23 protein-coding genes and 1 tRNA gene are annotated in these 16,188 nt (G+C 60.0%); 18 read left to right on the forward strand and 6 right to left on the reverse strand.

All coding sequences use genetic code 11. The annotated features are described in order from the left end of the window. Both EOA19_RS11735 and EOA19_RS11740 read left to right on the forward strand, forming a co-directional pair. Positions 1 to 458, forward strand: a 458-nt coding sequence (locus EOA19_RS11735) for a 3-keto-5-aminohexanoate cleavage protein (RefSeq protein ID WP_164892908.1), incomplete at its 5' end; no start/stop codon positions are given. Continuing rightward, positions 455 to 883 carry an acyl-CoA thioesterase gene (locus EOA19_RS11740; protein ID WP_128303675.1) on the forward strand — a complete coding sequence of 143 codons (429 nt, stop codon included), beginning with the start codon at positions 455 to 457 and terminating at the stop codon, positions 881 to 883. The genes EOA19_RS11735 and EOA19_RS11740, both read left to right, overlap by 4 nt. A 283-nt stretch (positions 884 to 1,166) precedes the next feature. Here EOA19_RS11740 and EOA19_RS11745 read toward each other — a convergent pair whose 3' ends face one another. Together EOA19_RS11745 and EOA19_RS11750 are read right to left on the reverse strand one after the other, a co-directional pair. After that, positions 1,167 to 2,402, reverse strand: a complete 1,236-nt coding sequence (locus EOA19_RS11745; RefSeq protein ID WP_128303676.1) for a site-specific integrase — start codon at positions 2,400 to 2,402, stop codon at positions 1,167 to 1,169. A 3-nt stretch (positions 2,403 to 2,405) separates the two neighbouring features. After that, complete coding sequence (locus EOA19_RS11750; RefSeq protein WP_128303677.1) at positions 2,406 to 3,032, reverse strand: hypothetical protein; 627 nt, start codon at positions 3,030 to 3,032, stop codon at positions 2,406 to 2,408. Between the two features lie 119 nt (positions 3,033 to 3,151). On the opposite strand from EOA19_RS11750, the gene EOA19_RS11755 reads away from it, so the two are divergent. The 13 genes from EOA19_RS11755 to EOA19_RS11815 all read left to right on the forward strand — a co-directional run bounded on the left by EOA19_RS11755 (position 3,152) and on the right by EOA19_RS11815 (position 12,566). Further along, positions 3,152 to 3,343, forward strand: coding sequence for a DNA-binding protein (locus tag EOA19_RS11755; RefSeq protein ID WP_128303678.1), 192 nt, complete (start codon positions 3,152 to 3,154; stop codon positions 3,341 to 3,343). Position 3,344: 1 nt separating this feature from the next. After that, on the forward strand, positions 3,345 to 3,542 hold the full coding sequence (locus EOA19_RS11760; protein ID WP_023748812.1) for a hypothetical protein: 198 nt from the start codon (positions 3,345 to 3,347) through the stop codon (positions 3,540 to 3,542). Next, entirely contained in the window at positions 3,529 to 4,266 is a 738-nt protein-coding gene (locus EOA19_RS11765) for a DUF3102 domain-containing protein (RefSeq protein WP_164892909.1), read from the forward strand. The genes EOA19_RS11760 and EOA19_RS11765 overlap by 14 nt, the downstream gene beginning before the upstream one ends. Then, positions 4,263 to 4,712 carry a hypothetical protein gene (locus EOA19_RS11770; protein ID WP_128303680.1) on the forward strand — a complete coding sequence of 150 codons (450 nt, stop codon included), beginning with the start codon at positions 4,263 to 4,265 and terminating at the stop codon, positions 4,710 to 4,712. The genes EOA19_RS11765 and EOA19_RS11770 overlap by 4 nt, the downstream gene beginning before the upstream one ends. Positions 4,713 to 4,885: 173 nt before the next feature. After that, entirely contained in the window at positions 4,886 to 5,287 is a 402-nt protein-coding gene (locus tag EOA19_RS11775) for a hypothetical protein (protein WP_128303681.1), read from the forward strand. A 59-nt stretch (positions 5,288 to 5,346) separates the two neighbouring features. After that, entirely contained in the window at positions 5,347 to 6,606 is a 1,260-nt protein-coding gene (locus EOA19_RS11780) for a hypothetical protein (RefSeq protein WP_128303682.1), read from the forward strand. A 276-nt stretch (positions 6,607 to 6,882) separates the two neighbouring features. Continuing rightward, positions 6,883 to 7,377, forward strand: coding sequence for a hypothetical protein (locus EOA19_RS11785; RefSeq protein ID WP_023667640.1), 495 nt, complete (start codon positions 6,883 to 6,885; stop codon positions 7,375 to 7,377). 35 nt (positions 7,378 to 7,412) lie between these two features. Further along, a complete protein-coding gene (locus EOA19_RS11790; protein WP_128303683.1) occupies positions 7,413 to 7,934 on the forward strand; it encodes a hypothetical protein in 522 nt (173 codons plus the stop codon). Positions 7,935 to 7,937: 3 nt separating this feature from the next. Next, entirely contained in the window at positions 7,938 to 10,844 is a 2,907-nt protein-coding gene (locus EOA19_RS11795) for a phage tail tape measure protein (protein WP_128303684.1), read from the forward strand. Further along, entirely contained in the window at positions 10,841 to 11,149 is a 309-nt protein-coding gene (locus tag EOA19_RS11800; protein ID WP_128303685.1) for a hypothetical protein, read from the forward strand. The genes EOA19_RS11795 and EOA19_RS11800 overlap by 4 nt, the downstream gene beginning before the upstream one ends. Positions 11,150 to 11,352: 203 nt before the next feature. Continuing rightward, complete coding sequence (locus tag EOA19_RS11805) at positions 11,353 to 11,655, forward strand: DUF4258 domain-containing protein (RefSeq protein WP_128303686.1); 303 nt, start codon at positions 11,353 to 11,355, stop codon at positions 11,653 to 11,655. Positions 11,656 to 11,671: 16 nt separating this feature from the next. Then, positions 11,672 to 12,124, forward strand: coding sequence for a transcriptional regulator (locus tag EOA19_RS11810; RefSeq protein ID WP_128303687.1), 453 nt, complete (start codon positions 11,672 to 11,674; stop codon positions 12,122 to 12,124). A 79-nt stretch (positions 12,125 to 12,203) separates the two neighbouring features. Then, positions 12,204 to 12,566: a hypothetical protein gene (locus tag EOA19_RS11815; protein WP_128303688.1), complete on the forward strand. Its 363-nt coding sequence runs from the start codon at positions 12,204 to 12,206 to the stop codon at positions 12,564 to 12,566. A gap of 4 nt (positions 12,567 to 12,570) precedes the next feature. On the opposite strand, the gene EOA19_RS11820 is transcribed toward EOA19_RS11815, so the two are convergent. Together EOA19_RS11820 and EOA19_RS11825 are read right to left on the reverse strand one after the other, a co-directional pair. After that, the gene (locus tag EOA19_RS11820) at positions 12,571 to 12,792 is read right to left on the reverse strand and encodes a hypothetical protein (protein WP_128303689.1); all 222 of its coding nucleotides are present in this window, start codon (positions 12,790 to 12,792) and stop codon (positions 12,571 to 12,573) included. Then, complete coding sequence (locus EOA19_RS11825; RefSeq protein ID WP_128303690.1) at positions 12,789 to 13,001, reverse strand: hypothetical protein; 213 nt, start codon at positions 12,999 to 13,001, stop codon at positions 12,789 to 12,791. The genes EOA19_RS11820 and EOA19_RS11825 overlap by 4 nt, the downstream gene beginning before the upstream one ends. A 383-nt stretch (positions 13,002 to 13,384) precedes the next feature. On the opposite strand from EOA19_RS11825, the gene EOA19_RS11835 reads away from it, so the two are divergent. Together EOA19_RS11835 and EOA19_RS11840 are read left to right on the forward strand one after the other, a co-directional pair. Continuing rightward, positions 13,385 to 13,876, forward strand: a complete 492-nt coding sequence (locus EOA19_RS11835; RefSeq protein WP_128303691.1) for a hypothetical protein — start codon at positions 13,385 to 13,387, stop codon at positions 13,874 to 13,876. Beyond that, complete coding sequence (locus tag EOA19_RS11840; RefSeq protein ID WP_128303692.1) at positions 13,873 to 14,097, forward strand: hypothetical protein; 225 nt, start codon at positions 13,873 to 13,875, stop codon at positions 14,095 to 14,097. Before EOA19_RS11835 ends, EOA19_RS11840 begins: the two co-directional genes overlap by 4 nt. A 23-nt stretch (positions 14,098 to 14,120) precedes the next feature. Here the strand turns inward: EOA19_RS11840 and EOA19_RS11845 are convergent, their stop codons facing one another. Further along, positions 14,121 to 14,717, reverse strand: coding sequence for a hypothetical protein (locus EOA19_RS11845; protein ID WP_128303693.1), 597 nt, complete (start codon positions 14,715 to 14,717; stop codon positions 14,121 to 14,123). Between the two features lie 158 nt (positions 14,718 to 14,875). Continuing rightward, positions 14,876 to 14,952, reverse strand: a tRNA-Met gene (locus EOA19_RS11850). 240 nt (positions 14,953 to 15,192) lie between these two features. Between EOA19_RS11850 and EOA19_RS11855 the strand changes: the two genes are divergently transcribed. After that, positions 15,193 to 16,158, forward strand: a complete 966-nt coding sequence (locus EOA19_RS11855) for a Gfo/Idh/MocA family oxidoreductase (protein WP_128303694.1) — start codon at positions 15,193 to 15,195, stop codon at positions 16,156 to 16,158. Positions 16,159 to 16,188: the final 30 nt, after the last annotated feature.

Below are 16,188 nucleotides of genomic sequence, written 5' to 3' on the forward strand. Positions count from 1 at the left end.
AAGTCGGCCAGGCTTATGGCACGAAATTCGAGTTCGAGTGCTACGATGTCAGTCACCTCTACACGCTTGCGCACTTTCTAGACCGCAAGCTGCTGAAGCCGCCGCTTTTCGTCCAGACGATCTTCGGGCTGCTGGGCGGAATCGGCGCCGACCCAGAAGACATGATGCACATGCGCAGGACGGCTGATCGGCTGTTCGGAGACGACTATCTCTGGTCGATCCTTGCCGCGGGCAAGCACCAGATAAATCTCTGCACGATGGGCGCGATCATGGGCGGCAATGTACGGGTCGGTTTGGAAGACAGCCTCTATGTCGGCAAGGGCACGCTCGCTAAGAGCAATGCCGAACAGGTTGCCAAGATAAAGCGCATTCTCAACGAGTTGTCGCTCGAAATCGCGACGCCCGACGAAGCCCGTCAACTGCTGGATCTCAAGGGCGCAAACGAGGTCGGGTTTTGACGCCCGGCATCGAAACCTATGTCGGCGTCGTGCATCCTTGGATGTGCGACGCGATGGGCCATCTCAACGTTCGTCATTATGTGGCCATGTTTGATGACGCCAGTTTCCAGTTGCTGGGCAGGATTGCCGATCCTCGTTTGACGCCGACCCTCGGCTGGGCGGATGTGAGGATGGAGATCGACTACGTGCATGAAACCGCGGTGGGAACTCTGGTCACCGTTCGCAGCGTTATAGAAAAGCTTGGGAAATCGTCGCTGGCTTATCTACATGAAATGCGCGGTACGCTGGACGGAGTCCTGCATGCGCGCATGCGCACCGTAACGGTGCGCTTCGATCTTCAAGCGCGGAGCAAGATCGAGATCGAAGGCGAAGCCCGGCAGGCGAGCGCGAAACTCCCGAGGGGTGAAGCCGATACGCGTGGGTGACGGCGAGAATGTCTGGTGACGCCATCGTTAGCCACATTGGCGTCACTGAGCGAGATGATGTAGGTCGCTGAAGGCTTCTACTCGCCCTAGGAAGGTCAGATATAGCCGCTATCGCACAGGACACCGCATTGGGCAGCCCGCCACAATCGGCCATTGCGTACGATAGTGGGGTTTGAAGTGGTAGCGGGAGAGGGACTTGAACCCCCGACCCCAGGATTATGATGCTTGGGGCAAATACTGATTTCGTTGCGGAATTTGGCTCTTTGTCGCGTCTATGTCGCACTCAACCCAAAAGCGACCGCTCTGCTGCAGCCATTTCATCGGCATCATCGCCGCGCGGGAATAGGTGCCCATAGACGTCCATCGTCATCATGATCGAGCTATGCCCGAGCCGTTCCTGAATGACCTTTGGGGGAAGACCGAGCCCGCCATCCTGCGGGCGATTGATCGACCATGAGGCATAGAAATGGCGAAGGGCGTGCATGCCGCCATACTTGCCCACCATGACGACCTCGCCAGCGTCGTCTCGCTCATCGCTCGGCACAGTCACGCCGGCTAGCACCTGGGTCGGCAGGAAACCGCGCTTGGTCATGTTCGAGCGGCTTTCGATGTTGCCGCTTCCCGTCGGGAAAACGTAGTGCAGTTCTCTCACCGGATTGCCGTCAATGTCGTTGCCAGTCAGGCGGCGAGGGCAGGCGAGCTTCCATTCTCTCAGGGCGTTGATGACCATCGGCGGAACCGGAATCGTCCTTTCTCCCGCTTCCGATTTTGGCCGGCCGATCTCGCCATAGTCGTCGGCGCGCTGATGCACGCTGATCTGCGCACGCTCGAAATCGACATCCTGCCAGCGAAGGCCGCGCAGCTCTGATGATCGCATGCCTGTGAAAATTGCGGTGATCAGGAGAGGGCGCCAGCGGCCCGTCGCCGCGCCGACGATAGCCTTGATCTCCTCACGGGTTGGAATGTCGACACCAATCTTGAGTTTGCTTTTCTGGCGCTTGTCGGCTTGGCGTTCCTTGCCTCTCCGGCGGGCGCCGCGGAGATCCTTGACCGGATTCCGGGTAGCAAGGCCGCGTTCCTGTGCGTCTGAAAAGATGGAGGCCAATGAACCCATGACCTTTCGAACCATGGCCGGCGAGCGGCTGTTCTCTCGCAGTTTGTCGGCGAACTCGCGGGCGCCCGGCACTGTGAAATGCGATAGCAGCGTATGGCCGATGAACGGCTCGATGTGCAGTTGCAGGTGGCGCTTGCGCTGGTCGATCGAGGAACGCTCGAGCCCGTCCTGTTCACCGGTCGCGATCCAGAAGGCACCCGCAGCCTTCACAGTGACGCTCGCACTGTCAGCAACGTGCGAGCCTTCCCTGACCTCAACCTTGGCTGTTGCGGCGAAGCTGTCGGCGTCCTTTTTCTTGGCGAAGGTTTTCAACCTGCGAACGCCTTTGCCGTCGGCATAGTCGACAACCCAGGCGGTCTTTTCCTCGCCCTTGCCATTGGTCCATGTGCGCTTTCGGATGGACATTTTTCAACCTTTCTCGGCGTTTCTGGCGCGCATCGCGGCAACGCGGCACCGGTCGGAACAATAGACGGCATGTGAGCGCCGGCCGGTAAGAGGGCCGGTGAGATAGAGCTTTCGGCAATGGCTGCAGGCAGTCACCACGGCACCGACCTGATGGATGGTGGCGATCTCCATCAGCATAAAATCGTAGAGGGACTCGGCCGTGAGGACGATCTGTGGCGTCTGCGCGCCATCCGGGAAGTAGACCTGGGGTCGCAGCGACACGCTTGCCAAAAGATCATTGACCAAGCCAATCCGGTTCGGCCGTGGCGGCGCAATTCTCAGGTAGAGGTCGAAACGCTCGCGAGCTTCGTTCATCGTGAGCCACGAATTATTCCCCCCCTCGACCAGCGGGTCCGTCAACGGCCCGAAACGCTTTTGGAAAGCGTCAAGCGCCACGTCGTCCCGCGCGTTCATCAGGTGCATGACAATGGGCGAATCTGGCGATGCCGCCGAGCCGGCCAGATCGTTTAATTCGTAGGTGACGAGATCAAGGCGATTCTCCTTGAGCGCCTGAAGCAGGTCGACCACGTCGCCGAATTGAGCCTGCTCCCCTTCTGGAAAGCGCCGCCAATTCAACCTGATAGGGACCATGTTACGCTTTCTTAGCCGAAAACTGTATGTGGAGTTTTACCAGCGCTTTCAGAATGGCGCAATGCCTACCCGTTTGTTACATTTATTTTCATTAAAACGTAACCGATAGGAGATGGCAGTTGAACGCGACAAACGACATTGAGCTTGTGTGGGGAGCCGAAGCTATCGCCCTCGTTATCGGGGCGAAACCACGCCAGACATTCCACCTTCTGGAGACAGGTCAGATCCCCGCAAAGAAGGTCGGCGGCCGCTGGGTGGCCGACCGGGGTAAGCTCGCGCGTTTCTTCATGGATGAAGGGGAGACGGCATAAAATGGGCCAGACCGACCTCGACCCGAACTTCGTCATCCAAGAGGCAGCGCGCTTCATCGTCGAGACGCCCAAGGCGCAGCGCCCTGGCGCGGCCATCGTAGAGATCAGGAGCCGGTACCCGCTCGATGCGCAGGACGCCTGCGCTGCGATCCGCCTCGCCAACCTCATTAGGGCAGGAGGTGTGGATGCAGCCGCCTGACATGGAAAACCCGGCGCCGCGGGCAGGCGGCAACCGGGCAGATTTCGAAAGCAGCAGTGTTCAAGAAAATAGTGAAAATCCCGGCGATCGTCAAGGAGCGATGAACAGTAACCGTCTGCCGGTCCTCGCTGCTGAGATCAAAAACGCCAGTGTCGTTTTTGCCCAGGCTCAGCGGATGTCGGCGGATTGCATCATCGTCATGGGCAAATCACTGGTCGAGGCGAAGGAACTCTGTGCGCATGGAGAGTGGACGGGCTTCCTGAAAGCGGCCGGCATTTCGCCTCGGTCCGCACAGCGCTACATGCGAATCGTCAAGTCTGGAATCGGCTCCGACTATCTTTCGATCGTCGGTCTAACGGATGCGCTCGATGAGATCGACGCCGCGGTTGCGGCTATGCCGGATCCAGGATGGGCGACGTTCATCTCCTATGAAAACGAAGACGGTCCCCCAGATGTCATGATGTGGTGGTCGACTGGGTCGCTCACCGGCGGCTTCCTCCAGACATGGAAAAACTATGAGGAGCCGGACAGTCATACGTGCCTAATCGTCGAGAGCATGCCGGTCTTCTACATCGCGTTCATAGCGGAGGTGATGGCGTCGGGTATCGAAGGCAACAACCCACGCCGGCAGATCGTCCGCCAGTCGATCCCGTTTTCGGAGCGCGATGAGAAGATCGCCTTTGCCCGCTCAGAAATCGCGCGCTACCGGGAAACTCGCCCATGAGCCGGCGCGAGTTCTCCAAGGTGTCGTCGGCTCTGTGGCGATCAAAGCGCTTCCTGGGCCTCACCAGTGATCGCGCGCGCCTATTGCTGGTGTATTTCATCACATGCTCGCACCAGAACAGCGCAGGCGCCTATAGCCTGCCGGTTGGCTATGCGCTGGCCGATCTTGGATGGACGGCGGAGGAATACCGGCAACACCTAGACGAGCTTATTGAGGCCTGCCTGGTCGCCTATGACGAAGAGACCAGTGAGATATTCGTGACAGGCTGGTTCAAGGTCTGTCCACCGATGAACGAGAAGCACGCGTCAGGCACGATGACGCGCGTGAATGAGATCGAGAGTGAGCAGGTCCGCGCCGTCGTGATCGGCGAGTTTAAGGCGGCTCAAAAGGTCCGGTTGTTGCTCCAGGGAGAGGCTCGACGCCAGCGCGCGGAGATCGAGCAATGACCAGCCAGAGATACGCTATCGATACGGTATCCAAAGGGTATCGATATATAAGACACAGACACAGAGCAGACACAGAACGGAGACGCAGACCAGAGAGCGAGACGCAGACACAGATTCAGACCGTCTCTTTCCAATGCCATAGCGCTTCCTCTGCGCGCGCGAGGGGCTGACCGATGTTCGCCGCGATCCTCGCCGAGGCGACAGCCGAGATCGTGCTGGCTGATCTGGCGCCGGCCGACCAGGCTGCGCTCGTCGGCGTTCCGGCGACATCACTGCTCGCCTTCGCCGGCCGATGTTCCCCGACGCTACGGCAACGCGCTGCGCTGCTTGTGCGTGATCGCTGCCTCGTTGCTCTTGCTGAAGATGGATTCTCGGCTGCCGAGATCGCCCGCGACATGGAACGCTACGCCGGCAACGGGTGGAAGCGGGATCTGACTTTGGACGCGTGTCCGGACCGCTATTCCGGCCGACCGCAAGGCTGGCTGTGGCTCGCGTTCAAGGCGTATCCGGAGCCTCTTTCTCGCCGGCGTATCGCCGAAGTCATTGAAAACATTGAATCCATGTGGCGGCCGTAGGCCTATTCGTACCGCCAACCATGTCGGCGATACTGATTCGAACGAAGGAGTTTCACCCAATGTCCGACCGACCCGACACGCTCGCCGCCGCCATGTTCGGCAACTCGCCTTTCCCCGAAAGTTCGGAACCCGCGAAAGGCTCGTCTGCATGGGCCGACTTCCGCGCCAAGCAGTCCGGCGCAACCTGGGATGACGCAATCGCCAAGGTCAACGCCGAGATGGGCTATCAGGCGCCAGCGCCGACCGCGCGCAGCAGCGCCAGTGCCGATGCCGGATGGTCGGCGCCCGCGGCATCTCCCACGCCGGCCGCGCCACATGGCGGGATCAATGCGGGATCATCGGAGGGCTATCCGGTCAGCAATCTGATGAGCCGTTTTTCCAACCCGGCGATGATCGCGGAAAAGCTGCCTGGCCTTGGCGCTGAGCGCTATCGCACCCTCACCGAGAAAAAGGACGAGTGGTTCCTACTCGGCCGCGCGGTGCAGGACACCATCAACGAGAAGGTGCTCGAGCGCCAAAAGGTCAACATCCGGCTGCGCCAGATCGAGCGCGACACGAATTCCCAAAAGCTCGACGAGAACAGGGAATACCAGAATTTTCAGTCGAAGCTTGCTGACCTCACCGCGGAAATCGAGCGACTTGAGCAGCGCCGCGACCCGTGGATATCGAAAGCCAATGTCGTCGGTCGACTGATCAATACGCTCGACCGCTACCTCGGCGAGACGTCGATCGCAGCGCTGAAGGAATGGTCATCGCCGATCAAGGCAGGCAAGGCCGATACCATCCCTGCCGTGCTTGATCGCCTCACAGGGTTGCGCGCCGACTTGGCCGACGTCGAGACCCGGCCCTGGCCGGCTGCTGATGCCAAGCGCCGAGCACTCGAGGAGATCGAATACCTCGCACTGAAGGGCACGGTCTCGGTTAGCAAGTCCATCGATTATCGGAACCAATTGGGATGGCCTCTCGCCTCTGCCGACGTGGTGCTGCGCGGCTACGGTAAGCGTGACGCGCAAGGGCGGCCGGACCTTTACAACGAACACACGGTATCGCCTGACGTCGCGCTGACTGTCTGGCTGTTCAAGGACCAGGTGACCGCACGCATCCTTGGCGAGATCGACGAGTTCGCCAACGAGGAGCGCGCACTATCCGAAGAGCAGCGGGCCAGCATGACCGCACGCATCAATGGCAGCCTGCTTGCCGAACAGCGTCTCCTCTCGCAGTTGGTGTGGGCTGATGATCTTCATGACCAATGGCCGGATGACATCGACCCGCGCGCCGTCCTCTCTCTCGACGGGCCGGGTCTGCGTGCGGATTACTAGTATGCTTCGCGCTCTCGAGCTGGGTGACGCGATGCTGATTGGACGGCGGATACTCGCGAGGTTGAGCCGTCCATCACTGTCGATCGGATCTTCTCCGTTCGATTGGCAGTCAAGGGCGGCCGGTGACTCTGGACGGTGGCCGGCCGCCACCACCCACCCCCCCATTAAGGTTCCGGTTGAATTTTCGTACCACGGATACGGGACCGCGAGGGGCATTTTTTCTGCGTTTTTGGGATTTTCGAAATCGCACTTTCACTTTCACACGGGTGTTCACAAATGCTGAACGCCGACGAGCTCGTTTCCACCGGGTTCCTGGCCGATTTGCTGGGCATTTCGAAACAGGCAATCGCGCGTCTGGCGCGGACAGGCGTGCTGTCCAAGGCCTCCCGAGGACTGTTCCCGCTCGGCGAATCCGTCCGCTCATATCTCGACTTCAAGGTGGCCGGCGAGGCGGCCCGCCGCGGCACCGGCTCATCCGACCGCGTTCGCGATGCCAGGGCGACCGAGATCGAACTCAGGATCGCCCGAGAAGAGCGAAAGCTCATCACCATGGACGAGTGCAACGGCTGTCTCGACCAGGTGGTCGGCGGCTTCATCACCATGCTTTCCGTGCTGCCCGCGCAAATCACGAAGGACATTCGCGAACGCCAGCGCATCGAAACGATCATCGATGCCGGCCGGCAGCGGCTTTCCGACAAGTTCGACGAAATGTCCAACAACCTTCGCGCCGGCCTTCCCGACGACGAGCCAGACGACGAGGAGGATTCCTGATGCCTTTCATTCTCGATCAATGGGGCCAGCCCGTCTTGATCAGCCAGCAGCGAGCGTTCATCGGCGACGACGACGTGGCCCCGGTGCAGATCGATCACGATCTCATTGCAGCCATGGAGCGCCGGCATCTGGCGGCTTATGAGCAAAGCGGCATTGATGCCGACCGAATCCGTAGTGAGCCGCCTTCCTTCGACTGGAACGCGCACAAGGCTCAGAACGCGGCCAGACAAAAGGCCGAACGGGAAGCCGAGCGCGCCGAACTCGAACAGGCCAAAGCGGCGGGCTATGCCGAGGGCAAGGCCAGCGGTCTGGCAGAGGGCAGGAAGATCGGCCGCAAGGCTTTCTACCAGCGCATGACTGACATCGTGCGCGGTGCCCATGGCAACGGAGCGCTGGCACAGGCCGCGCTCGAGCTTGCCCTCGATGCTCCCGACATCTCGGCCGCCGTCGCGATCAGCATCGCAAGTCGTGGCGTTCGCGGATCGGCTTCGCTGGCAAATCGCGACACGCTGCCGGACAGCCTGGCAATCGCCAAATCTCAACTTGCGGGGGCATAACCCATGGCCGCGACGATCAAGCAACGCATCGAACTGGACGGCGGAAAAGAATTAAAGCGTGAACTCCAAGAATTCGGCGCGGCCGGTGAGAAAGCCTTTCGCGCACTCCAGAAAGCAGCCGCTGAGACCAAAGGGCTATCGCCCGGGTTTTTCAATTCGCTCAAACAAGCCCAGGTCCAGCTTCAGAGCCTCGGCAAGCAGTTCAACGACGTCGGCAAGAGCGTGCAGAACCTCGGCAAAACCTTTGCCACGCACCTGACTCTTCCTCTCGTCGGCGCCGGTGTGGGCATCCTGAAACAAGCGGCCGACTTCGAGAAGGCCGGCAACAGTTTTGCCGCGAACGCCGGTGTCGTCGGCAGCGCGTTTGAAGATGCCACAAAAAAAGCTCAGGAACTCGGCCAGGCGTCAGTGTTTTCCTCGACGGAAGCCCTTCAGGGGATGACGGAGCTCAGTAAGGTCGGTATCGACTTTCAGACCATCATGGGCGGCGCGGCGAAGGCGATGGTCGATCTCGCCGCCGCCAATGATACGCAACTGGCGCCGGCAGCGACTGCCATAGGCGATCTCATCAACCAGTTTGGCCTGAAGGTCTCACAGCTTCCCGCAATTGTTAATTCCGTCACCGGCGCGACCATAGAATCCAAGCTGTCGTTTGAAGGTTATGCTCTGGCCCTAGGCCAGGCCGGCGGTGCCGCTGGTGCGCTGGGTGTGAACTTCGAAGAATTCAATGCCGTGCTGGCAGCGACGGCGACCAGCTTCAGTTCCGGCTCCGACGCCGGCACCTCTTTTAAAACCTTCCTCACCAGGCTGGTGCCTCAGTCCAAACAAGCCGCGGCGATGATGGAAAAGCTCGGCATCCGTTTCTTTGACGCCTCTGGCAAGATGAAATCCATGTCGGAGATTGCCCAGATCCTGCAGGACAAGCTTTCGAACCTCTCCCAGGAAGATCGAAACGACGCCGTCTCCACCATCTTCGGCACCGATGCGCTGCGCACCGCATTGGCTCTGATGAAGTTGGGCGGCAAGGGCATCGACGAAATGATGGCGAGGTTGCTGGCGACAAACGCCGCCGATATCGCCGCCACCAGGGTGAAGGGCCTTGCCGGCGAACTTAACCAATTCAACAGCGCCGTTGAAAACCTGTCGATTGCGATCGGCAAGTCAGGCCTGCTCGACTTCGTCACGAAGCTTGTGGAGAAGGCCACAGACCTCACGCAGAAAATCAGCAACCTCGACCCGGCCATGCTCCGGCTCGGCACGCAGGTCGCCGCTGTCGCTGCGGCGATCGGTCCGGTGCTCATTGCCCTGGGCCTACTCGGTCGCGGAATCGGTTTCGTTTTCGGCGGCATCGGGCAGTTGATCGGAGCGATTGTCTTCCTGCGAAACGCCTTCCTGACGCTGACCCCGTTGGGCCGGTTGATCCTGCTTATAGCCGCCGGAATCAAGGGCGCCGGGATTGTTCTCGACCTCATCAAGAACAAGCAATTTGACAGCGCAGCTGCGGCCGATGCGCATAAAAAGGCGCTTTCCGAACTCGACGGCGCCATCCGCAATGTGAAGGCAGGGGTTCCTGGCGCGGAAGAAGCGCTGAAACGTCTGGCGCAGTCGCATGTCGACGCGGCCAAGGCAGCCATTGCGGACGCCGAGGCTCAGGCTAAGGGTGCACGCGCAGCTTTCGAAGCGGCGAAGTTGAGCCAGGAACAGAGCGCGCTCGGCCCTATGGAAAAGCGGCTTGGACTGGACGTCGACCCGGCGCTTGAACAGTTGATTATCCGTGAGAAAGCCGTTGCTCAGGCGAAACGCGAACTCGAAGAAATTCAGGCCAAGATTGATGGCAAGGTCGTCTCGAACATCATCGATCTGCGGAACAATGCGGCTGCCACGGAAAGCAGCTTGAAGGGTGTCGCCGCGGCTACAGGCGAGACCGCCGCGCAAGTCGGCAACCTCGACCATCAAATTCGTGTTTTCAGGGGCGGCGGCGCCGACGGCAAGCTTACCTCCGAAACCTTCAACGTCATCGATGGCGTTGCGCATCGTGCCGAGGAAGGCAAGAAAGCCCTCGACGGTCTCAAGAGCAGCGTAGACGATACCAGCGGTGCAGTGGGCGGCGTCTCCGATGAAATCACCAACTCAATCGGCACCATTGCGCCGGCCGCACAGCAGGCCGCAGACGGCTTCACCAGTGCACTCGGCAACCTCGACGCTGGAGCCGCCCAGGCGGCCGCAGAGGCCATTGTGGCGCCCTTCACGACGCTGCCCGGCAAGATCAGCGCCATCTTGAGCGGCATTCGTGCGCTGCTGCAAGGCGGCTTCTCTGGCCTTCAGGGCATCGTGTCCAGCCTGGCCAGTCAGATCGAAAGCGCCATCAACCGGATTCTTGCATCGCTTCGCGCGGCAGCAGCGGCCGCACAGTCGCTCCGCGCGGCGGCGGCAGGCTCTGGGTCATCCGACGGCGGCGGCTCGCATGGCGGCTTCGCTCGTGGCGGACATCTCGCCCATGGTCCTGGCACCGGTACGAGCGACAGCATCCTGGCCCGGCTGAGCGTCGGCGAATTCGTGGTCAGGGCGAAAATCGTGAAAGCTCTTGGCGCTGATTTCTTTGCCGCCCTCAATGCCGGCATCATGCCCAATATCGACGCCTTCCGCGGCCTGTCGAAGGGCTTCAGCATGGGCGGGATCGCCGATGGCCTCACTCGTGGCATGTCCGTCCAGCGCTTTGCCGGAGGAGGCCTCGCCAAGATGCAGATGGCGCCGGCATCGGCCGGCAACAACCGAACGCCCATTGTCCTACAACTGCCAGGCGGCGAGCAGATCGACGACCTTACGATTGGCGACATCGCGCTCAACAGGTTGCAGCAGTTCCTGGTCAAAGAATCCTATACGAGCCTAGGCCGGAGGCCACGCCGATGACCGACAAGCCCGAAGCATGGTGGCGGCCGACAACGCCCGAGGAAGCCGCTGATCTCGAACAGCAACAGGCCGGTTTCAAGGCGCAATTCGGCGACTTCACGTCGGTGCTGGCTGATGGCTTCTGGCTGGGGTGTTCTCCCGATGGGCAGTACCTCGCTTTCCAGTTCAAGGGCCTCGACGGATCGATCCATCGACACACCCTGCCGTGGCACATCGTCGACGTATTCTTCACGCAGTTCTCCGTCGCAGTCGACGAGATGGGGCAACGGCAGTTTGCGCTGAAGGAACCGGCGGGCGCCGCATGATGCACAGGGGCTGATCGTAGCGAATACGCGACGCGGATCTCCGTAACGGCAACTCACTGCGACGAATGGCGTGTACCAAACGTGGAAATTGGCTACGGCAATTAACGACGAACTCCGTTTTTCATCGAAATCACCCAAAACGTGCCTACTGGAACCAAAGTGTTCATTGACTGTTTACATCTGCCTATCATATTGATAGGTGCATGGCAGAGATCGTACCGCTCAGATTGACGACCAACCAAGCCTTGCAGATGATCCGCAGACTCGCTGCGGACACCGAAAACATCGTTGTGATCGGTCATGCAAAGAAGCGACGTCATCAGCGTAGGATCTCCCGAAGGCAAATAGAGCTGTGTGTGCAGCGTGGAACGATCACAGAGGGGCCCTTCTATAACTCGAAGGGCAACTGGCAGGTGAATCTGTACCGACACGCTGCCGGTGAAGAGTTGACGTGTACCGTCGCCATAGAGTGGGCGACCCGCCTTATCGTGGTGACGGTATTTTAGAAAGGAAGACAGGGAGATGGCTTACCACTATACCGATAGCGGTCTCGACAACGTATGGCTCGAGAATGGCTATACCAAGCACGAAACAGCATACGGTGAAGGTATCTCTATCCAGGACACCGAGGGTCTACACAAAGCAATCGGCGCGTGGCTAATCGAAGCCCCAAAGCCGCTTACCGGAGCCGAGCTACGCTTCATCCGCATGGAAATGGAACTCACGCAGCGCGACCTCGCAGGCATCCTAGGGGCCGACGAGCAAGCCGTACGTCGATGGGAGAAGCATCGGAATAAGCCATTCAACGGTCCCGCCGATAGGCTCCTGCGCGCAGTGTATCATGAATACCTCGACGGGGACGGCTCTGTCAGGCGTATGGTCGACCGGTTGGCTCATCTTGACCAGATTGACCGGGTCGATGTCCGGTTCTGCGAGACCACCAAAGGTTGGCAACCACAAGATTGCGCAGCCTAAGCTCGCGGGACGTGTGCGGGACTTGCCTATAAGTTTCGGCTTATGCAATATCCGCCACGTTCCAACGACGAGGCGTGGAGTGCGCGACAGCGACTTGACAGAGAGACCCGGCAAGGGCTGGACACCATGGAAAGAAGGCCCGGTCGACCTCGAAATCGATCGGGTCTGGTGGGCGGCTCGAGTTCTCCACTTCGCCAAGCTGAACGTCTCATGCTGGTTTGATGGCTCGGATCTCGTCGCGATCGAGCACTGGGGATTCCGCCGGCCGAAGTGGACGATGAAGAACAAGCCGCGCGACTGGCAGCCGCTGCCCGAGGTGTATCGAATAGCCCGTGAGGAGGAGCAGGCGGCGGCCCTGGAGCGGTTCCGTGCTTCGCAGGCAGTGAACAGGGCAAGGGTGCTGAAGCTCTCGGAGGGACGCCCTACGCCAGCGCAGCCTTGAGTAGCTAATCCACCTTCTGAATGATCTCGTCAGTGCTGAGTATCTGAAACGTGTTTTCGTCGATGAAGTTGACAGCGCCGCCATGCTCTAAGCGAAGCTCTTTCGTCCCCGGCCTATACTGTCGACCGCTCATGCCGTCGAAGGCGACCATGTTCTGGTATTCAACGACAATGTATTCCCGCCCGTCGCTGCCGCGGCATCGATAGCGTCCAACTTCCTGCCTCATTGGTCGCCCTTGTTCGGCCAGTCGCCGCGATCGATGATCTTCTCTTGCGACACGGTCTTGATCCGCTCCTGATAGACACCACCGGCGACAAGCACCAGCACGATCAAGTAAGCCCACCAAGGCAGGCCAGGTATGAAATACCACAGGCCGCCGGTGAAGATTGCAGCCGCAATAAACGCCTGCATCGAAATCTTATCGGTCTCTTTCATTGACTTGCCCTCCATTCCCCAAGGGCAGCATTGCGCCGTTCATGTGGAAAGGCAAGCGATGGCCGGTTACGGCTTTGCGAGCCGCACGCCAGCGCCGCCGCCGTTCTCGGGGATGAACTCGACGCCGGCAGATTCGAGGGCGGCGCGCATCTTATCCACGCTGCTCACCCGAGCGTCCTGGCCTGCCTCAAAACGGTTGACCGTGTTCCCTCCAACACCAGCCGCCTTGGCGAGGTCGAGAGTGCTCCAATTGAGGGCTGCACGCCCCATGCGGCATTGAACTGGCTTCATATGGTGTTTTTATCACCAAATGTCATTGACATCAAATAGGGTATGGAATTATCGTTAATGGTGTAAATATCACCATTTGGAGCAATCACACCATGCCGAACACCCTTGTTCCGGCGGCCGGCGAAGCTATGCCCGCTGCATTTCCTGGAAGATTTTCCCGCCGCGCCGCGCTTGGCGCAATCGCCTCCCTCCCGGTTGTAGGTGGCGCTGCAGCGGCAAACGCCGCGTTGGCCAAGCACACACCCGTCGACCGCTTCCAAGCGGCTGTAGCCGAACTGAAGGCTGCCGCAGAGGCACTGGATCCCGATATCTACAACTGGACCGTCAACACCAACGGCGACAAGCAATGCGGTGTCTTGATTGCAGCGTTCCGCACGACGACGAAGTACGAGGGCGATGGCTGGTATGCGTCCCCCTACGAATGGGGCGACGTCACGCAGATCTTCGTCCGGCGCGCGCCAGAGCATGACCGCAAAGGCGAGCGCTGGTTTCGCGTCGGCCCGTCTGCCACCAGCAACCACAAGAGCGTCCTGATGACCGAGGAGCGTTTCCGCGTCAACTACGGCCCAAAGGTGCAGGCATGAGCGGCCCGAGCGACAATCTCAACGACCTCGAAGGCGATATCACGAATCTGTCGACGCTCATCAGCACGATCGTCACAGTCTCCGACGCGGGCTCAGACGATAAGACCATGCAGCAGGTCCAGCATCTGCTTTGGATAGCCCGAGACTTGACAGAGCGATTGAGCGAAACCGCTGCGGCTTGCCACCAGAAGGTGATGGACGAGCGCAAAGCCGCCGCCTGATCAAAACCTGCAAATATGCAGGATTAGCCCGCTGCCGGTGGTGGCGGGCTATCTGCTGGATATCGGAGCGGGAGATTGCTGTTGCCAATGCCGAGATACTGGCCAAGGAACAAGCGGCAGTCAAAGGTAGCCTGGAGGCGTTCCCGGTGTCCATCGTAGTTGATGACTTCAAACCCAAATACGCACTGCGTGTCGTTCAAATCGCCCACGCCAGAAAGATAGCTCTCAAGGGTATCGAAGCGAGCGCGGTCAGCAAAGTGAACTCGCAGCGTCTGTGAACCTTCGGCCGGAATGACACTTTCACCCTCCTCGAGATCGAGCCGCAGGTTTCCGCTAAAGGTCGACTTTATCGTCCCGGCAAAATGGAACTCGCCACTCACCCTGCCTATTGACGCCGGCCGATTTCCTTCATTCTCGGCAAGGAAACGCATGTACTCTTTCGTAGATGCGATTGGCCGTATTGTTACGTAGGACGTCGCGAATCCGAACCAGTCGCGATGGGAGTAGACGGCGACTGCCCCGCCAACAATGACGCCCAAACCGCCAATAGCCGCCACCGCGGCGCCGAAGTATTGCTTGGCGTAATCAAGCAGCTTCGCCGGCTTTTGCCGCTTCGGCATTCGGTCCCCCATGTCGCATCCATGTCGCACGGACTAGCCGATAGTCGCAGGAAACCCTTGGAAATCAATGGTAGCGGCTTGCAACATGGCGCGACATAGAAACAGCAACAGAGGCGCGCTGGATGGCACCTAAGTTGCTGATTTAGTTTGAAGAAATTTGGTAGCGGGAGAGGGACTTGAACCCCCGACCCCAGGATTATGATTCCCGTGCTCTAACCAACTGAGCTACCCCGCCAAGGCGGCGAAAGGCCCGAAATCCGCCTCAAATCGAAAGGCATGTCGGGGGCGTTCGCCAAGGTCGCGCGGATATAAGGTTGGGAGGGTGAGCCTGTCAAGCTTCGAAGCAACCGGCTTGGCGGCTTATCGTCATTATCGAAAAGCTTTGCCGTGCGGACATTTGGTTGCCGCCGCCGGGGTTGAGTTCGAAGGGGCACGTCGCTATGTCTCGGCCAAGAGTTTTTAGAGTTTGAAACAGATGAAGCCGCGCATAGCAGTCCTCGGTTGCGGATACTGGGGCAGCAACCACATCCGCACTCTAAAGGCGCTCGGCGCGCTGCACGCGGTCTCCGATACCAACCGGGCTCGGGCAGAAGGCTTCGCCAGCGAGCAGGACTGCCTGGCGATCGAGCCGGACCAGCTGTTCGTGCGTGACGATATCGACGCCATCGTCATGGCGCTGCCGCCGCAATTCCATGCCGACCTTGCGGTACGCGCCGTCGAGAACGGCAAGGACGTGCTGGTGGAAAAGCCGATCGCGCTGACGGTTGCCGACGCCGAGCGTGCGGTGCAGGCGGCCAAGGACAATGGCCGCGTCTTCATGGTCGGCCATGTCCTGCGGTTCCACCCCGCTTTCGAGACGCTGAAAGGGCTGATCGACAAGGGCGAACTCGGCGAAGTGCGCTACATCCACTCGCACCGCCTCGGCCTCGGCAAGTTCCACACCGAGAACGATGCGCTGTGGGACCTGGCGCCGCACGATTTGTCGATGATCCTGGCGATCACCGGCACCGAGCCGATCGAGGTGCGCGGCGAGGGCGCCGCTCTGCTCGACAGTCTCAGCGATTTCGCCCATCTGCACATGCGCTTTCCCAACGGCCTGCGCAGCCATCTCTTCACCTCGCGGCTCAACCCCTATCGCGAGCGGCGGCTCACCGTGGTCGGCACCAAGGCGATGGCGGTGTTCGACGACGTCGAGCCATGGGAACGCAAGCTAGCCGTCTACCGCCACGCGGTGTGGCAGGACAGCGGCCAATGGGCCTTCACCACCAATGAGCCGTCCTATGTCGCGGTTGCCCAGGGCATGCCGCTGACACGCGAGCTGGAGCATTTCATCCAGTGCATCGAGACGCGTGCCGAACCGCGTACCAGCGGCGAGGAAGCGATCAGGGTGCTGCGCATCCTGACCGCCGGCACGGTCACCCACACCAAGTCGAATTCCTGAAGCGCGGATTATTCGGCGGGAACCTTATTC

The organism is Mesorhizobium sp. M7A.F.Ca.US.010.02.1.1, from assembly GCF_004023085.1.
Classification (GTDB): domain Bacteria; phylum Pseudomonadota; class Alphaproteobacteria; order Rhizobiales; family Rhizobiaceae; genus Mesorhizobium.